12 protein-coding genes are annotated in these 14,437 nt (G+C 73.1%); 4 read left to right on the forward strand and 8 right to left on the reverse strand.

Going from position 1 to position 14,437, the window contains the following annotated elements:
* Positions 1-38 precede the first annotated feature (38 nt).
* The 8 genes from tgmB to B7R87_RS00725 all read right to left on the reverse strand — a co-directional run bounded on the left by tgmB (position 39) and on the right by B7R87_RS00725 (position 10,030).
* Entirely contained in the window at positions 39-968 is a 930-nt protein-coding gene (gene tgmB / locus B7R87_RS00690; RefSeq protein ID WP_006351064.1) for an ATP-grasp ribosomal peptide maturase, read from the reverse strand.
* Positions 969-980: 12 nt separating this feature from the next.
* Positions 981-1,172 (reverse strand): putative ATP-grasp-modified RiPP, encoded by a 192-nt coding sequence (gene tgmA, locus B7R87_RS00695; protein ID WP_006351063.1) that lies wholly within the window; start codon positions 1,170-1,172, stop codon positions 981-983.
* A 791-nt stretch (positions 1,173-1,963) separates the two neighbouring features.
* The gene (locus tag B7R87_RS00700; protein ID WP_130585445.1) at positions 1,964-2,974 is read right to left on the reverse strand and encodes a phosphotransferase family protein; all 1,011 of its coding nucleotides are present in this window, start codon (positions 2,972-2,974) and stop codon (positions 1,964-1,966) included.
* 39 nt (positions 2,975-3,013) lie between these two features.
* Positions 3,014-3,700 (reverse strand): YoaK family protein, encoded by a 687-nt coding sequence (locus tag B7R87_RS00705; RefSeq protein WP_006351060.1) that lies wholly within the window; start codon positions 3,698-3,700, stop codon positions 3,014-3,016.
* A gap of 108 nt (positions 3,701-3,808) precedes the next feature.
* On the reverse strand, positions 3,809-5,128 hold the full coding sequence (locus B7R87_RS00710) for a type III PLP-dependent enzyme (protein ID WP_006351059.1): 1,320 nt from the start codon (positions 5,126-5,128) through the stop codon (positions 3,809-3,811).
* Positions 5,125-6,891 carry an IucA/IucC family protein gene (locus tag B7R87_RS00715; RefSeq protein ID WP_006351058.1) on the reverse strand — a complete coding sequence of 589 codons (1,767 nt, stop codon included), beginning with the start codon at positions 6,889-6,891 and terminating at the stop codon, positions 5,125-5,127. The genes B7R87_RS00710 and B7R87_RS00715 overlap by 4 nt, the downstream gene beginning before the upstream one ends.
* A complete protein-coding gene (locus B7R87_RS00720; protein ID WP_006351057.1) occupies positions 6,888-8,669 on the reverse strand; it encodes an IucA/IucC family protein in 1,782 nt (593 codons plus the stop codon). The genes B7R87_RS00715 and B7R87_RS00720 overlap by 4 nt, the downstream gene beginning before the upstream one ends.
* On the reverse strand, positions 8,666-10,030 hold the full coding sequence (locus tag B7R87_RS00725) for an ATP-grasp domain-containing protein (RefSeq protein WP_006351056.1): 1,365 nt from the start codon (positions 10,028-10,030) through the stop codon (positions 8,666-8,668). The genes B7R87_RS00720 and B7R87_RS00725 overlap by 4 nt, the downstream gene beginning before the upstream one ends.
* Before the next feature lie 477 nt (positions 10,031-10,507).
* Between B7R87_RS00725 and B7R87_RS00730 the strand changes: the two genes are divergently transcribed.
* From B7R87_RS00730 to B7R87_RS00745, 4 genes are all read left to right on the forward strand, one after another.
* Positions 10,508-11,368 carry a (2Fe-2S)-binding protein gene (locus B7R87_RS00730; RefSeq protein ID WP_006351055.1) on the forward strand — a complete coding sequence of 287 codons (861 nt, stop codon included), beginning with the start codon at positions 10,508-10,510 and terminating at the stop codon, positions 11,366-11,368.
* A gap of 76 nt (positions 11,369-11,444) precedes the next feature.
* Positions 11,445-12,656, forward strand: coding sequence for a cation:proton antiporter (locus B7R87_RS00735; protein WP_006351054.1), 1,212 nt, complete (start codon positions 11,445-11,447; stop codon positions 12,654-12,656).
* Between the two features lie 152 nt (positions 12,657-12,808).
* Positions 12,809-13,924: an EstA family serine hydrolase gene (locus B7R87_RS00740; protein ID WP_006351053.1), complete on the forward strand. Its 1,116-nt coding sequence runs from the start codon at positions 12,809-12,811 to the stop codon at positions 13,922-13,924.
* Positions 13,925-14,086: 162 nt separating this feature from the next.
* Entirely contained in the window at positions 14,087-14,317 is a 231-nt protein-coding gene (locus tag B7R87_RS00745) for a DUF6296 family protein (protein WP_040917173.1), read from the forward strand.
* The last annotated feature ends 120 nt before the right edge of the window (positions 14,318-14,437 follow it).

Consider the following 14,437-nt stretch of genomic DNA (forward strand, 5'->3'; position numbering starts at 1 on the left):
GCCCGCCGCCTCCGGCAGTACCGGCGGAGGCCGTGGTGTCAGTCCGCCGGGGCGCTCAGCCACTGGGCCACGGCATCGGCCACCGGCTGTTCCGTCTCCAGTTCGATGAAGCCGAACTGGCCGCCCTGGTTGCACTCCAGGAACCACCACGTCCCCTCGGTGTCCTCGGCGAAGTCGAAGGCACCGTAGGCCAGGCCGGCCAGTTCCGTGTAGCGGGTGACCGCGCGCCGGACCCGGTCGGGTACCGGGACCGGCTCCCAGGTGTGCCCTGTCTCCCCGTAGCGGCCGTCCACCTGGCCCGGGGCGGCCGTCTTACGGGCGGCGAAGAGTTCCTCGCCGACACAGGTCAGCCGGACGTCGGCTTCCTTCGCGATATAGCGCTGGAGCAGGGTGGGTCCCGCCGCCACATCGGAGAAGTCGGCGTCCGGCGGTACGAGCGTGGTGGGCAGCGCCATCGGGGGGTCGTGCGGCGGCTTGCCCGACACGGCCTTGACCACGACGTGCCGGTACTGGTCCGCGAACTGCCGGGCCACCTGCGGATAGGTGGTGACGACCGTCGCGGGTACCGGAAAGCCGCTGCGGTGGGCGACGCGCAGCTGCCATGGCTTGAGCCGTGCCCTGGCGGCCGCGCCCGGCTCGTTCATCCAGCGCGCGGTGGTGCTGTGAAGCATGCCGTAGAGAGCCTGTCCGCTTTCGGCGGTCAGCCAGGCGGAGGGCTCGGGGGCACGGGCGGCGGGCTCACCGGGCCTGCGCACCCAGATGGAGCGCAGGCCGTCCATGCTGACGACCCGCCCTCCGGTGGACAGATAACCGCGGAATTCGCCCCGTACGTACTCGGCGGAGAGCGTGCCGTCCCCCGGGAGGTCGGCGGGGTCGAACCGGACGAGGGGGACACCGCGCTTGTGGAGCTGTGCCACCACCATGTCCGCGGTCACGTCCTCCTCGCTGGTAAGGATCAGTACCGTCATTTCAGGGAAGCGTCAGTCGTCGAAGTGGGTGGCGGAGCCCGCCGTCGAAGTGGTGGTGCCGACCGCCGCCAGCAAAGCCCGGTCCAGGATGGCGGGACGACCGTCCGGCAGGACGTTCATCTGAAGGGTGGCGTCGTACGAGTACTGATCGACGACGGGCGACAGCTCGGCCGGACGTGCGTAGTTCCACGCGAACGGTTTCATGCTTTTCTCCCTGCCCCGCTCGGGACTGTTCTCGGGCCACCGCGTGGCCGCGTAAGGAGCAATACGGGGCCGTGATGTAGCCAGTTCATCACGGTCCGTCATATTGCGGATAAAGCTCGCCAGTCGACACCCGTCCGGCCCCGCGATCGCATATGCCACGGCGAACATGACCGCACAGACGGGCCGTTGAGGTTTTCCTGACATCCAAGGAGACGCTTGAACCGGCAATTTCGTGCACTGGAAAGCGGAGTGACGTCCGTCACCATCCGACCCACCAGCAACACCTGTCACGATCACTCCGCAATTCACACACGCACCTCCGTCGTTATGAAACAGAGCGTGATGGCGCGTTTCTCTTCCGTGAGTTCTGCCCGTACCTGATGCGTTGGCCACGAAAAGGGTGGAGCGCGGATCCGTCGCCCGGCAGACGGCGCGGGTCGTCCGCGAATGGACCGCGCCCCCTCGTACCAGCGACGGTCCCGCGGCTGCGAGCTACGGTGTGCCGGTACCAGGCTCGCACACGCATAGGCATTTTTCGCGGGTGCGCACCACCGTTCGCGCAGGGATCGTCACTCTCGCGTCACACAGGGACGGCAAACAGCGCATTTCAGATACGTTCCCCGGGGCGGTGGAGAGCGCTGCCGGACAACGGGTGATGTCGGCCCCGATATCGGGGAACTTCCGGTGGGCACCGAGCGTTCCCGGCCATTTGGCGGAGTCCGGGGAAGTGCGAATGCGTACGGCGCGGGCGAAACGGGCCAACGGACGGCGCAGGAGGCGTCGTTCCGCTCTCAGGGCCCCTGTGTTCCCAGGTCTTTCACGGTGTCCGTGAATCCCTGCCACGCCTCTTCCGTGTCGGGTTCGGCGGTATGCGGGGAACGGAACCGGACGAGGAAGTCGTCGAGGTCCTCCAGGCTCCAGCGCAGCCGGTAGAGGGCAAGGGCGGCGGGGTCCGGCCGTCGGCCGGCCAGTTCCTCGTACAGCCCGAGATCGGTGTCGTCCCGGGCGACCAGCCACAGATCGCGTTCGGGTACGGCGAGGCCCGCGGTGTCCCAGTCGAGCAGCAGCCTGCGGTCCCCCTGGCGCAGGAGGTTCCCGGGGTGCGGTTCGCCGTGGGTGAGTACCGGTGTCGCGGCACGGTCGCGGACTTCCGCGGCGAGCCGGTCGAAGTCGTCGAGACTCCGCCGTACCGCGGGGGCGTACTCCGCGAGCAGTGCGCGGGCGGGTTCGGAACGGGGACCGCCGTGCCACGGCTCCCCGGTGGCCCGCAGGGTCCGTTCCAGTCGGTCGCGGGCCGACAGCCCGGGCGGCAGCGTTCGCGCGGCGGCGGGCGGCGCGGACCGGTGCAGGGCGGCCAGGAGTCCCAGGGTCGCGGCCCGTTCGGCCGGGTCGGGCTCGTCGCCGAAGTCCCCGGCGGTGCCCTCCAGCCAGGGGAAGACGGCGACGGCGTGCCGGTCGCCGAGATCGCCGAGATCGCCGAGGGTCTCCCCGCGGGCGGTGCGCAGGGGGGCCACGACGAAGCCGCCGTCGGCGTGACCGAGTCCGGCGTCGGCCAGCGCGGCCGCGGTGTCCATGGCACGGCGCAGACCGTCCCGGGCTGCGGCCACCCCTATTCCGCAGTGATACTTCGCCGCGAGGTCCGAGACGGTGACGAACCACCGCTCTCCCCCGGCGCCCTCGGCGGTCCAGTGGTGGTCCCCGAAGCCGAGGGGGACATGGCTGAGGGCGGTGGCCTCGATGTTCCAGGCCGACAGGGCCCGGCAGAGGCCGGATTCGTCGATTTCGTCGGGCCGGTGCCGCATGGGGAACGGTAACCCGGGAGCGGCCTCCGGGGCATGGGGTTATCCGGTGCTCCGGCGCCGGGCGGCCTCGTGGACGGCGGCGCCCACGGCGACCGACCCGGCGACCACGAGCAGGAGGACGGCCGGGGAGACTCCGGCGCGCAGCAGGAGGGCGCCGATCAGCCCGCCGGTGAACATGGCGCCGACGGTGGCCAGACGACGGGCCTGGCGCCCGGCACCGGAGTCGATGCGGGTGTCGGCCCCGAGGGGGGCGAGGAGGGCGGTCAGCGAGCGGGTGGCGACCGTGGTGGTGAAGTCGGGCACCCGGGCGCGGAGCGTGGTGATGTTCCGTATCCCCATCGCGACCGCGACCAGCGCGGTGAGCCCGGGTTCCGGCCCTGCCGGATGTGCGCCGGTGCGCCAGGCGACGGCTCCGGCGGCAGCCAGCAGGGCCGCTTCGGTGAGCAGGGCGGGACCGAACCAGTGGCGGCCGCGCCGGCCGAGACCGGACTCGAAGCGGGCCCCGAGCACGGCACCCGCGACGAAGCCGCCGAGGGAGGCGGCGGAGGCCGCCGGGGAGAGTCCGCCCTCCCCGGCCACCGCGAACCCGAGAAGGAGGAGATTGCCGGTCTGGACGGCCGTGAACACGGGGCCGAGCACCAGGAAGCTCACGGCCTCGATGATCCCGGTGGTGAGGGTGAGGACGACCATGGTGGTGGTGAGGGCGGACCCGGCCGGTGGTTTCACGGTTCACTGCACCTCCGGGCTCCGCGCTCACCGTGCGCTGTGGTCCTGTCCGGGCGGTCTCCGGCCCGGCAAGAGCGCCCGGACCGGGCCGTCGCGGCGGGTCCGACCTTACGGGCGCCCGGGGACGGCGCCCGGAGACGCGCCGAGGAAGTGGAACCCGGGCCGTGGGTGCATCAGGAAGTCGTGGTGCGAGATGTTCCAGGCGTACGCGCCCGCCAGGGCGAACGCCACCCGGTCGCCGGGCCGCAGCCCCGGGGCCGGGACGCCGCGCGCGAGGACGTCCTTGGGGGTGCAGAGCTGGCCGGTGAGGGTGACCGTGCCGCCGGACTCCGCAGCTGAGGCCGGGCGGCCGGGCGGCTCGTTGTCCGGGCGGCCGGACGCCGGGCCCTCGTGGGGATCCCCGTCCTCGGGCCGTTCGCGCAGGGGCAGGACGGCACACGGCTGGTCGTGGCCCTTGGTGACCGGTGTGCGCAGATGGTGGGTGCCGCCGCGGAGCACGGCGAAGTGCTCGCCGTGGCTCCGCTTCACGTCGAGTACTTCGGTGGCGTACCAGCCGCAGTAGGCGGTCAGGGCCCGGCCGGGTTCGATCCGGAGCACGGTCCCCGGGTGTTCCCCGGCGAGCCGGTCGAGTCCGGCGCCGAGGGCAGTCCAGTCGAAGCGGTCCGCGGGCCGGGTGTAGTCGACGGTCATCCCGCCGCCGACGTTGACTTCGGGCAGCGGCAGGCCGTGGCGGGCGGCGAGCGCCGCGGACCAGGTGACGACGGAGCGGGCGAGCGCCAGATGCTGCGGGGCGGTGAGCCCGCTGGCGAGATGGGCGTGGACGCCCTGCCACCGCAGGGCCGGGCCGCATGCTCCGGTGAGTTCCCGCAGCAGGTCCTCCGCCTCGGCCGGGTCGATGCCGAAGGGGGACGGGCTGCCGCCCATGGTCAGGGCGCTGTCGGCGGGCAGTCCGCCGGGTACCGGGAGGTTGACCCTGAGGAGCACACCGGCGGGGGGCCTGCCGCCGCTTCCGGCCCCGGCCTCCCGGGCGAGACGGGCGAGCTGCCTCAGGTCGCGGGCGCTCTCGACGTGGAAGCGGGCGACTCCGGCCCGCAGGGCGGCCGAGGTCTCCTCGGGTGTTTTTCCGGGCCCGCCGAACGCGAGGGGGCGGCCGGGTACCGCGTCGGCCACATGGGCCAGCTCGCCGCCGGAGGAGACCTCGTAGCCGTCGACGTACGGGGACAGGGCGCGCAGGACGTCGGCTTCCGGGTTGGCCTTGGCCGCGTAGTACAGCTCGGTGCGGGGGCCGAGGGCGGCGCGGATGCCGGCCGCGTGGTCGCGCAGGGCGGCGAGGTCGTAGACGTACGCGGGAAGCTCGCCCGGGTTCAGGGAGCGGATGAGCCGTTCGACGGGTTCGGGGACCGTGACCGGGGTGGGTCCGGGGGTCATGAGGGGCTCCGTTCGGCGTCGTTGCGGGTCGCCTGGCGCAGGACGTCCTCGGCGAGCGGGGAGGGCAGCCGGACGTATCCGGCGTGCCGATCGGCGGACCTCTCCCAGCGGGTGAGGAGGTTGGCCTTCGCGGGCAGGGGCACGCCCGCGAGCAGGGCGCTCAGCTGCGGCGGGCAGCCGTGTTCGTCGGCGTACCGGCGGACGGTGCGGCGGACCTCGGACCAGAGCGCGGCCTCGGTCTGCGGATGGAGGTCCGCGAGGGCGGCGAGGAGTTCCGCGACATGGTTGACGAACAGGCAGTACACGACACGGTCCCAGCCGCGCCGGGCGTCGTAGGTCATGGGCGCGGCGACCGCGGGGGGCAGGGCGGCGAGGGCCGCGGCGTGGTGTTCCGGCAGCAGTTTGGTGCCCTCCAGGTCGCGGAAGAGGATCTGGACCGGGCGGCCGTCGTCGCCGACGCCGACGACGACGTTCTGGAGGTGGGGTTCGAGTACCAGTCCGTGGTCGAAGTAGGCGGCCAGGACGGGCGGGACGAGGAGGGCGAGGTAAGCGCGCCACCAGGCGAGGGCGGTGGCCGGGTTCCCGGCGGGCCCGAGGGCGGAGACGTGTCCGGGGCCGGTGGGGTACTCGTCGGCGACGGAGGCGGCCAGCAGCGGGGTGACGCCGGGCCTCAGCCGTTCCCTCAGTCCCTCGCGGACGATGACGCCGAAGCCTTCGAGCAGGGTGGTGTCGGGCCGTCCGCCGGGGCCGGGGACGGCAAGGCTGCGGTAGGCGGGTTCCCGCAGGACGCCGCTGCCGGGGAAGCGGGCCGCGAGGTCGTCGAGGGCGGGGCCGAGCAGCCTGGTCAGGGCGACGGCGCCGGAGAGTTCGTACGCGGAGTTCTTGCGCAGGCAGTTGGTGATGCGCACGTTCAGGCTGAACTTGAGGAACGTCTCGCCGTCGTAGAGGGTGCGGACGGACGCCGTGGGGGTGAAGGTCCGCCGTCCGGTGCCGAGGTCGAGGACGTCTCCGGTGGCGAGCAGCGGGCGCAGCGCGGGGCCGAGTTCGGCGTACTGCCAGGGGTGTGCGGGCAGCAGCCGGTATCCGGGCGGTACGGGGGCGAGCCGGTCGAGCGGTCCGGTGCCGTGCGGGGGTTCCGGGTCGGCGTGCTCCTCGGCGACGAGGTGGTCGCGGACGGCGAGCATGCGCAGGGGGAAGGAGACTCCGGCGTCGGGGGCGTAGCTGGACCAGGCGGCGGGGTCGCCGCCATGGGCCTTGGGGGTGGGGTGGAAGCGGTGGCCGAGGACGAGGGACTGTTCGGAGGCGAGGTAGTCGTCGAGTCTGCGGTCGTGGCCCGCGGTGGCGCGGCGGCGGTGCGGGAGGGCGCTCAGGGCGGCGGAGACGCCTCGGTGGCTGGCGCTGATCTGGGCGAGGAACTCGTCGTTGGGCACTCCGGTGCGCAGGGACAGTTCGGCGTGGGTGTGTTCGGCGAGGCGCCGCCAGCCCACGGCGGTCCAGTTGCCGTCGCGCTCTTCGCTGACCGGTCCGGAGAAGCGGTGTGCGCCGAGGAGGGATGTACGGCGCAGGGCGACGCGGAGCAGTACTCCGGCGCGGGGCAGGCGCAGCAGCAGTCGTCCGCCGCTGACTGCGGTCTGCCGTTCGGGTTCTGAGACCTCGCGCAGGAGGCAGTTGAGGAGCGTGTGGGACACGGCGTCCCCGGGGGTGGGCAGTCCGGCCGGTGGGCCGGCGAAGGGGGTGGGGCGGTCGGATGTGGTGCTGGTCATCGAGGGTCACTCCCCCGCAGCAGGTAGTTGGGTCCGGTGGTGTAGTGCTTGTTGATGTCCAATGCGCCTGATCTCTCCTTGGCCAGCAGGGTGCCCGCCGTGACCATGGCCTTGACGGGCAGTCGGGCCGCGTCCAGTACCTGGGCGCGCAGCAGCGCGCCCATGTCTCCGGGTCCGGTGCCGAGGCGTTGTGCGCCTTCGGCTATCCGGTCGCGTATCAGCCCGAGCAGGAGGTGGAGGGGGGCGTGGCCGTGGCGGGCGAGGCCGAAGGCGTAGGCGCCCGCGCAGAGGTGGACGGTGATGGTGGTGAACAGGTCGAGCAGGGCGCGGTCGTCGTGGGTGACGATGCGGGGGTCGCTGAAGTCGAGTGCGGGTGTTTCGCCGAGGGCTGCGCGCAGCCGGGCGGGGTGGATACGGGGGCCGTCGTTGTCTTTGAGGAGGAGGCGGGGTCCCGGGGTGCCGTCGCCGGTGCCGTGGTCGGTGCCGGTGCCGGTGCCGGTGCCGGCGTCGTAGAGAAGGGTGATGTTCTGCTGGTGGGATTCGAGGGCGATGCCGTAGCCCAGCAGGGTGGTCGCCCAGTCGATGAGGCGGGTGAGGACGGCGTCGACGAGGGCGACGGTGTCGCCGCCGTGGAAGCGGTCCGCGAGCCGGTCGGCGACGAGGCCGCCGCCGGGGGCGGGGGCGAGCAGGGCGGCCAGCGGAACGGCGGTGGTGGTGTCGAGTCCGGGGGGCTGGCGGCGGACGAGGACGGCGAGGAGTTCGTGGCCGGCCTGGGCCCAGACGGTTTCGTCGGCGTGCAGGACGGTGGAGCGGAAGCGGGGTTCGCGGGCGGCCACGGCGGTCAGGATGTGCTGGACGGCGGCGCCGTCCGCGAGGGTGCCCGGTTTGATGGTGCGCCGGTTGAGGCGGCCGAGAGTGGCGGTGGCCAGGGGGATTTTGAGGTGGACGGCGGGGTCGCCGGTGAGGGCGACGGTCCGCATGGACAGGGTGGGGACGACCTCGTGGCGGGGTTCGGGGGCGAGATGGGCGCGGCCGGTGAGTCCGGCGGCGGCCAGAGCGTCGCGCAGGGGGGTGCCCGCGGTGAGGGGGTGGACGGGGAGGGTGCGGTGGCTGCCGTCGAGCCGGGCGGGGAGGCCCACTGCGGACGGCGCGGGGCAGAGTCCGTCGAGGTCAAGGGGGCCGGTCGCGGTGAGGGCTTCGGCGGGTACGGCAACCCAGCGCAGGGGGAATGCGGGGTGGAATTCGGGTGCGTAGGCCCGGAGATCGGCGGCCGTGAGGCCGCGCCGTCCCCGTCCGGTGGGGTGGACGGGGTGGTCGAGCCTGGCGGCAAGGGTGTCGAAGGCCAGCGCGGCGGCCGGTCCCGTCCAGTGGGCGGGGTCGGTGCCGTAACGCTCGCTGAGGCGGCCGCGTACGGCGGTGTCGGTGGCGCGGTGGAGCCGTACGGTGGTCTCCGCCTGCCGGCATTCGTCCTCGAAGTCGGCGTAGCCGGGCCGGTCGCGGGGGTCGGCGAGGGCGCCGAGGGCGCGCAGTACGGCTTCGGTGGTGGTCAGTTCGGTGCCGTCGGACTCGCGGCGCAGCAGCGGGAGCCGGGCCTCGGTGCCGTACTGGAACGCGGGGGCCGCGGTGCGTACGGGCAGCAGCAGGGCGTCGTCGTGTGCGGGGAGCCGTAGCCAGGCGCCGTCGGGCAGGTCGACGCGGGTGGTGCGGCTCCGCAGTCCGACGGCGTCCTCGCGCAGGAGGGTGCTGAGGACGTCGAGGAGTACGGGGGCGTCCGTCACGGGGTGATCTCCCAGCTCTGCCGGGCGAGGAAGCCGGTCACGGCCCGGTCCACGGCGGACTGGTCGGGTCCGGTGGCGCGGACGGTGCCCAGATAGTCGCGGTTGGTGCGGTACAGCGGATGCCGTTCTCCGACGGCGCGGGCCGGACGGTAGGTCAGGGTGACGTCGCCGAGGGTCAGATCGGCCGGTCCGGGGGCGGCGGTGAGGGTGCCCGCGCGGTCGGCGACGGGGTAGTCCAGCCGGGCGGCACCGCCGGTGCGGGCGCCGAGGTCGGCGGGGAGGCGCCGGCCGAGGTGGACCAGGAGGACATGGGCGAAGAGCGGGATGCCGAGGAGGCGCTGGAGGATCAGATCGCCCTGGTCCCCGATGGAGCGGTAGTTGACCTCGATGATCCGGGCGCGGCCGTGGTGGACCACGAATTCGGTGTGGCAGACGCCGAAGCCGACGCCGAGGGTGTCGAGGGCGGCCAGGACCTGGGCGACGACGGGGGCGGGGTGGGCGGGGACGTAGGTCAGCCGTTCTTCGATGAAGTAGGGCAGTGGTGACAGGTCGGTGCGGAAGCCGCCGATGACATGGAGGCGGTGTCCGTCGCCGAGGGTCTCCAGGGTGCCGAGTTCGCCGGGGAGGTACTCCTCGGCGACGAGGGCGGCGCCGGGGCGCCGGGCCCTGATCTCGGCGCAGCGGCGGAGGAACGCGGCTTCGTCGTCGATATGGACGACGTCCTCGCTGGCGACGCCTTCGCGGGGTTTGAGTACGCAGGGGTAGGGGACGCCGGTGAGGGCGGCCGGGTCCTGGTCCGCCGCCAGTTCCACGCTGTGGACGCGGTGGTCGCCGGTGGCCGCGAGGGCACGGCGCATCTGGGCCTTGTCCTTGGCGCGGAGGGTGGCGCGCCAGTCCTTGGCGGGCAGGCCGAAGTAGTCGGCGGCGAGAGCGGTCACGGTCTGGAGGTGATCGCTGTTGCTGAAGACCGCGTCGGGGGCGCGGTGCGCGGAGATGGTGCTGATGACCGCGTGGTGGTCGCGGACGTCGCAGTGCAGGACGGTGAGGCCGGGGTGGCGGGCGCGGTGGGCTTCGGGCTGGTCGGTGAGGAGGGTGATGTCGAGCCCGAGCTGTGCGGCGGCGGGCAGATAGCCCTCGGACACCGCGTCGGTGGGGTTGAGGGCGAGGAGGTAGAGGTGGAGCCCTGAAACGGGGCCGGAGTCCGGGCCGGGCTCCGGGCCGGAGTCGGGTCCTGGCAGGGGGGCCGGGGCGTCGGACGGGGGCCGCGGTGACGGGGTGGTCCGGGTGGTGGTGCCGGTGGGCCGTGGGGGCTCCACGGATTCCGTGCGGTCGGTGGACGGTGTGGTCTGCATGGTCTGCATGGGTGAAATACTTCCGCGCGCCCGGTCGGTGGGCAGGGGACGGGGGACAGCCGTGAGGGGATGCCGGCCGGTGGCGGCGCGGGTGCCGCGGCCCGTGGCGGGCAGGGTGGCGGCCCGCTCGGCGGCGGGTGCGGCGGTCCCGGTGACGGGCAGGGGGGCGACCGGAGGCCCGTCCCGTGGTTCGTTCCGACAGGAGGCGGTCCGGTCGCTCTGGATCATGCGCCGGAGCTTAGGTTAGGCATCCCTAAACATGCCAATTGGGCGGGCCGGAGGCTCAGTTCGCACACGGTAGGACGATGTGGTTAAGGTGAGCCTTACCTTTTCGCTATTCCCGGGCACGGCCCTCTGCGCCTGCCTTTCGCTGCTTCTTCCGCCTTGCCCTGTGTCGTTCCGCGTTCCGCTGTTCCGCGTCCGCCGGTACCTCCGCGGGGTCCGGACCGTCCGCCGCGAACGAATCCCGTCCCAAGAGGAGTACCCGTGCCTCTGGCCCCGGCGCCCGCACCTGCCGGAGCTGCCCTCCGCCGCTCCAACCCGCTGAACGCCACCTTCCGCAGGCTCGCCTCGGTCTGTGCGACCCCCCGGATCGACGTGGTGCCGCCGCGCTCGCCCGCCGGCCGGGGCTGGACCTGCGGCGCCGAGCTGGCCCGGGAGCCCGCCCTGCTGGAGGCCTTCCTGGCGGCGGAGTCCGAACGGATCGAAGAGCTGCACGGGCGGACCGCGCGCCCCGATGTGGTGGCGTCCCGGGCGCTGCACTCCTGTCTGTGGGCCGTCTGTCTGCTGATCGCCGGGCCCTGGTACCTGGAGCGCCGGGTGCCCCTGCTGCGGCCCGAGGACGTACGGTTCGGCCGGACGCCGGGCACCCTGGCGGTCGTTCCCGGCCGTTTCGTCGCGCTGCCCGGTGATCCGGCGGCCGGCCGGCCCGGGGTGGAGACGGCCGCGGACGAGGAGGCCCTCCGCCACCGGCTGCGGGAGTCGGTGGCCGACCATGTCCGGCCGCTCCTCGCCGCGATGGGACCGGGGCTGCGGCGCGGCCCGCGGGCGCTGTGGGGCATGGTCGGCGACGATCTGGTGTCCGCCGTCTGGTACGCGGGCCGGATGCTGGGCGAGGAGGAGCGCGCCGTGTACGAGGCCGGGGAACTGCTTCCCGGACCCGTCGGCCCCTTCCTCGGCGGCGCGGACTTCCGGCGGCTGACGGGCCGTGACGGGCGGACGTACCCCACCCGGACCCGGATGGGCTGCTGCCTCTACTACGCGATCCGGCCCGACGAGGCGTGCGGAACGTGCCCGCGGACGGGTGACGCGGAGCGGTTGCGGCGGCTGGAGGGCACCGCCTCCTGATCCCGGGCGGCCCGGAGTGTGCGACGCGCGCTCCGGAAGCCCCTCCGCCGACCGGCAGTTTTGGTACATACGGCTCATGCATCCGGAAACGCTCATTCTGATCATGGCCGCCGCCGTGCTCGCGCCCTTGCTGGCCCATGCCGCGGGACGGTGGATCCGGGTCCCCCTGGTCGTCTTCGAGATCGTGCTGGGCATCCTCATCGGGCCGGACGTCCTCGGCTGGGCACGACCGGACGCCGTGGTGGACACCCTCTCGCACCTCGGCCTGGCGATGCTGATCTTCCTGGCCGGGTACGAGATCGACTGGGGGGCCGTCCGCGGTGACACGCTCAGCCGCGCGCTGTGGGCCTGGCTGGTCGCGCTGGCGCTCGGCCTGGGTGTCGCCCTTGCGCTGACGGGCGGTGAGACGGCGACCGCCGTGGTCATCGGTACCGCGCTCACCAGTACGGCGCTGGGGACGGTCCTTCCGGTACTGCGGGACTCCGGCGATCTCAAGGGCCGGTTCGGAACCGTGATGCTGGCGTTCGGTGCGGTGGGCGAGTTCGGGCCGATCATCGCGATGGCGCTGCTGTTGAGCGGCCGCAGACCCGCCGAGTCCGTCGCCCTGCTCGCGGGGTTCGCCGTGGTGACGGCGGTGGCGGTGCTGTGGGCACTGCGCCCTCGCCCGCCCTGGTTCTCGCGGGTGGTGCGGGAGACGTTGCACAGCAGCGGCCAGTTCGCCGTCCGGTTCGTGATGCTGCTGCTGGTGTCGATGCTGGCGCTGTCGGCGGTGTTCGGTCTGGACACGCTGCTCGGGGCGTTCGCGGCGGGCGTGCTGACCCGGATCGTCCTCGACCGCGCGGCGCCCGAGAGTTCCGGGGAGGTGGTCGGCCGGATCGAGGCGATCGGCTTCGGGTTCCTGGTGCCGTTGTTCTTCGTGGTCACGGGGATCGAGTTCGACCTGGCGTCGCTGCTGTCCGGCGGGCGCGCACTGGCGCTGCTGCCGCTGTTCCTCGTGCTGTTCCTGCTGGTACGGGGGGTGCCGGCGGCGTTGCTGGCACCGCGGGACCTCGGGCGCGGCGACCGCCGGGCGCTGGGCCTGTTCTGTGCCACCTGTCTGCCGCTGGTGGTGGCCATCACCACCATCGGGCTCGACCGGGGAACCGTCACACCGGGTGAGTCCGCGGCGCTCGTCGGGGCGGCCATGGTCTCGGTCCTGCTCTTTCCGCAGTCGGCGCTGCGGCTGCGGGCCGGGCGCGGCAAGGCTCCCCGGGCCGCGCTGCGGGGCGAGGGCTCCGAGGCCTGGTGAACCGGCCGGCCGGGCCCCGCCGTGCGAATCCGGCCGTGTGAGCCATCTCATGACGCCGTCCCGTCCCGGACCGGATCCTTTCCGGTGGCTGGGGAGTCGATACGTTCGGCCCTCCCCCGTACCGGGGACCCGACCGAACCGGAAGGCACACCATGAGCGATATCCAGCAGCAGATTCAGCAGGCCGCCGACCATCTGGTGGATTCGGGGGCCGAACGCGGCCTCCAGATCGCCGTCTACCACCGGGGCGTTCAGGTCGTGGAGGTGGCCGCAGGTACCGCCGACCCAGCCACGGGACGCCCGGTCACGCCGGGGACGGTCTTCTACAACTACTCCATCGGCAAGGCCGCCACGGCGACCGTGGTCCATGTGCTCGCCGGGCGCGGACTGTTCGGGTACGACACTCCGGTGGCCGAGCTGTGGCCCGCCTTCGCCGCCCACGGCAAGGAGGAGGTGACGGTCCGGCAGGTACTGGACCACACGGCGGGCGTACCCGGGCTCCCGCTCGACACCACGGTCGAGGACATCTGCGACTGGGAGCGGATCACCGCCCGGGTCGCCGACGAGCAGCTCTGGTGGCAGCCGGGCGAGGCGATGGGGTACCACGCCTACACCTTCGGCTACATCCTCGGGGAAGTGGTGCGCCGGGTCACCGGGAAGCCGGTCTCCCAGGTGCTGGCCGAAGACGTCGCGGGGCCGCTGGGCTTTGCCGACGAGCTGTACTTCGGCATGCCGGTGGCGGAGCACGGCCGGCTCGCGGTGCTGGAGGACCGGCCCGGAGCCGCGGAGATGCTCGCCGGGCTGCCCGAGGACCTGCCCATGTTCAAGGCGGGCCCGGTGTCACTGATGCCGACCGCCGCGCTCGGCAACCGCACCGACGTCCTGGCCGCCGATATCCCGGCGGGCGCCAAGACCTCGGCCCGCGCCGTCGCGACGATGTACGCGGCACTGCTGGGCTCCCTGCCCGGGCACACCCTGATCTCACCGCAGCGGCTGCACGAGGCCACCTCGGTGTCGTCGAGCGGACCCGACCGGGTGTTCGGCCCCGACAGCACCTGGGGTCTCGGGTACGCCCTCGGACTCCCCGGCCGCGAGAACACGACGGGCAGCGTCTTCGGCATGGCGGGCGCGGGCGGCAGTTACGCCTTCGGGGACACGGAGCACGGCATCGCCTTCGCCCTGACGAAGAACAGGCTGGACATGGACTTCGACACCCTCGAAGGGATCGTGCCGCTCGTCTACCGGGCACTGGCGGACCAGCCGGGCTGAGCGCGCCCCCGCGGCTCCCGCGGGGGCGGGCCCGGCCACGGCGTACGACTGCGGGAACACCCCTCTTCGCGCGGGCGCACGCCCCACCCGGACGGACGGTGTCGGCTGCGCGGTGTGCGCCGCCGCGCGACCATGGAGGAGAGGCGCCACCGGGAGGCCCCCATGGAGTACGCAGAGGTATACGAACTCGTCTTCCGCGCGTCCACCGCCGAGGACGATGTCGTCGTGGTGCACCGTACCGACCGCGCGGGAGCGGGCGGCCATCCGGTGTACGAGGACGACACGGGCATCGTCCGGGCGGAGATCACCCCGGGCGGCGAGGTCCGGATGCTGGCCAGCGGCGGGCACCAGGCCCCGGGACTGCCGGTGACCGTACGGCCGCTCACCGCCTGAATCCGTTACGCCCCCGCCGCGTTCACTCCCCCGGGTGAGCGTCGCGGCCGCCTCGTACCGCCCCCGGTCGATGGTCATCGGGAGGCGGGGTTGGCTCCACACCCCATTCGGGCTTAGGTT

The organism is Streptomyces tsukubensis, from assembly GCF_003932715.1.
Classification (GTDB): domain Bacteria; phylum Actinomycetota; class Actinomycetes; order Streptomycetales; family Streptomycetaceae; genus Streptomyces; species Streptomyces tsukubensis.

Bases quoted from the DNA above. Each gene is read 5' to 3' on its own strand.
- tgmB (WP_006351064.1), bottom strand. From the start codon at position 968: ATGACGGTACTGATCCTTACCAGCGAGGAGGACGTGACCGCGGACATG.
- tgmA (WP_006351063.1), bottom strand. From the start codon at position 1,172: ATGAAACCGTTCGCGTGGAACTACGCACGTCCGGCCGAGCTGTCGCCC.
- B7R87_RS00700 (WP_130585445.1), bottom strand. From the start codon at position 2,974: ATGCGGCACCGGCCCGACGAAATCGACGAATCCGGCCTCTGCCGGGCC.
- B7R87_RS00710 (WP_006351059.1), bottom strand. From the start codon at position 5,128: ATGACCCCCGGACCCACCCCGGTCACGGTCCCCGAACCCGTCGAACGG.
- B7R87_RS00715 (WP_006351058.1), bottom strand. From the start codon at position 6,891: ATGACCAGCACCACATCCGACCGCCCCACCCCCTTCGCCGGCCCACCG.
- B7R87_RS00725 (WP_006351056.1), bottom strand. From the start codon at position 10,030: ATGCAGACCATGCAGACCACACCGTCCACCGACCGCACGGAATCCGTG.
- B7R87_RS00735 (WP_006351054.1), top strand. From the start codon at position 11,445: ATGCATCCGGAAACGCTCATTCTGATCATGGCCGCCGCCGTGCTCGCG.
- B7R87_RS00740 (WP_006351053.1), top strand. From the start codon at position 12,809: ATGAGCGATATCCAGCAGCAGATTCAGCAGGCCGCCGACCATCTGGTG.
- B7R87_RS00745 (WP_040917173.1), top strand. From the start codon at position 14,087: ATGGAGTACGCAGAGGTATACGAACTCGTCTTCCGCGCGTCCACCGCC.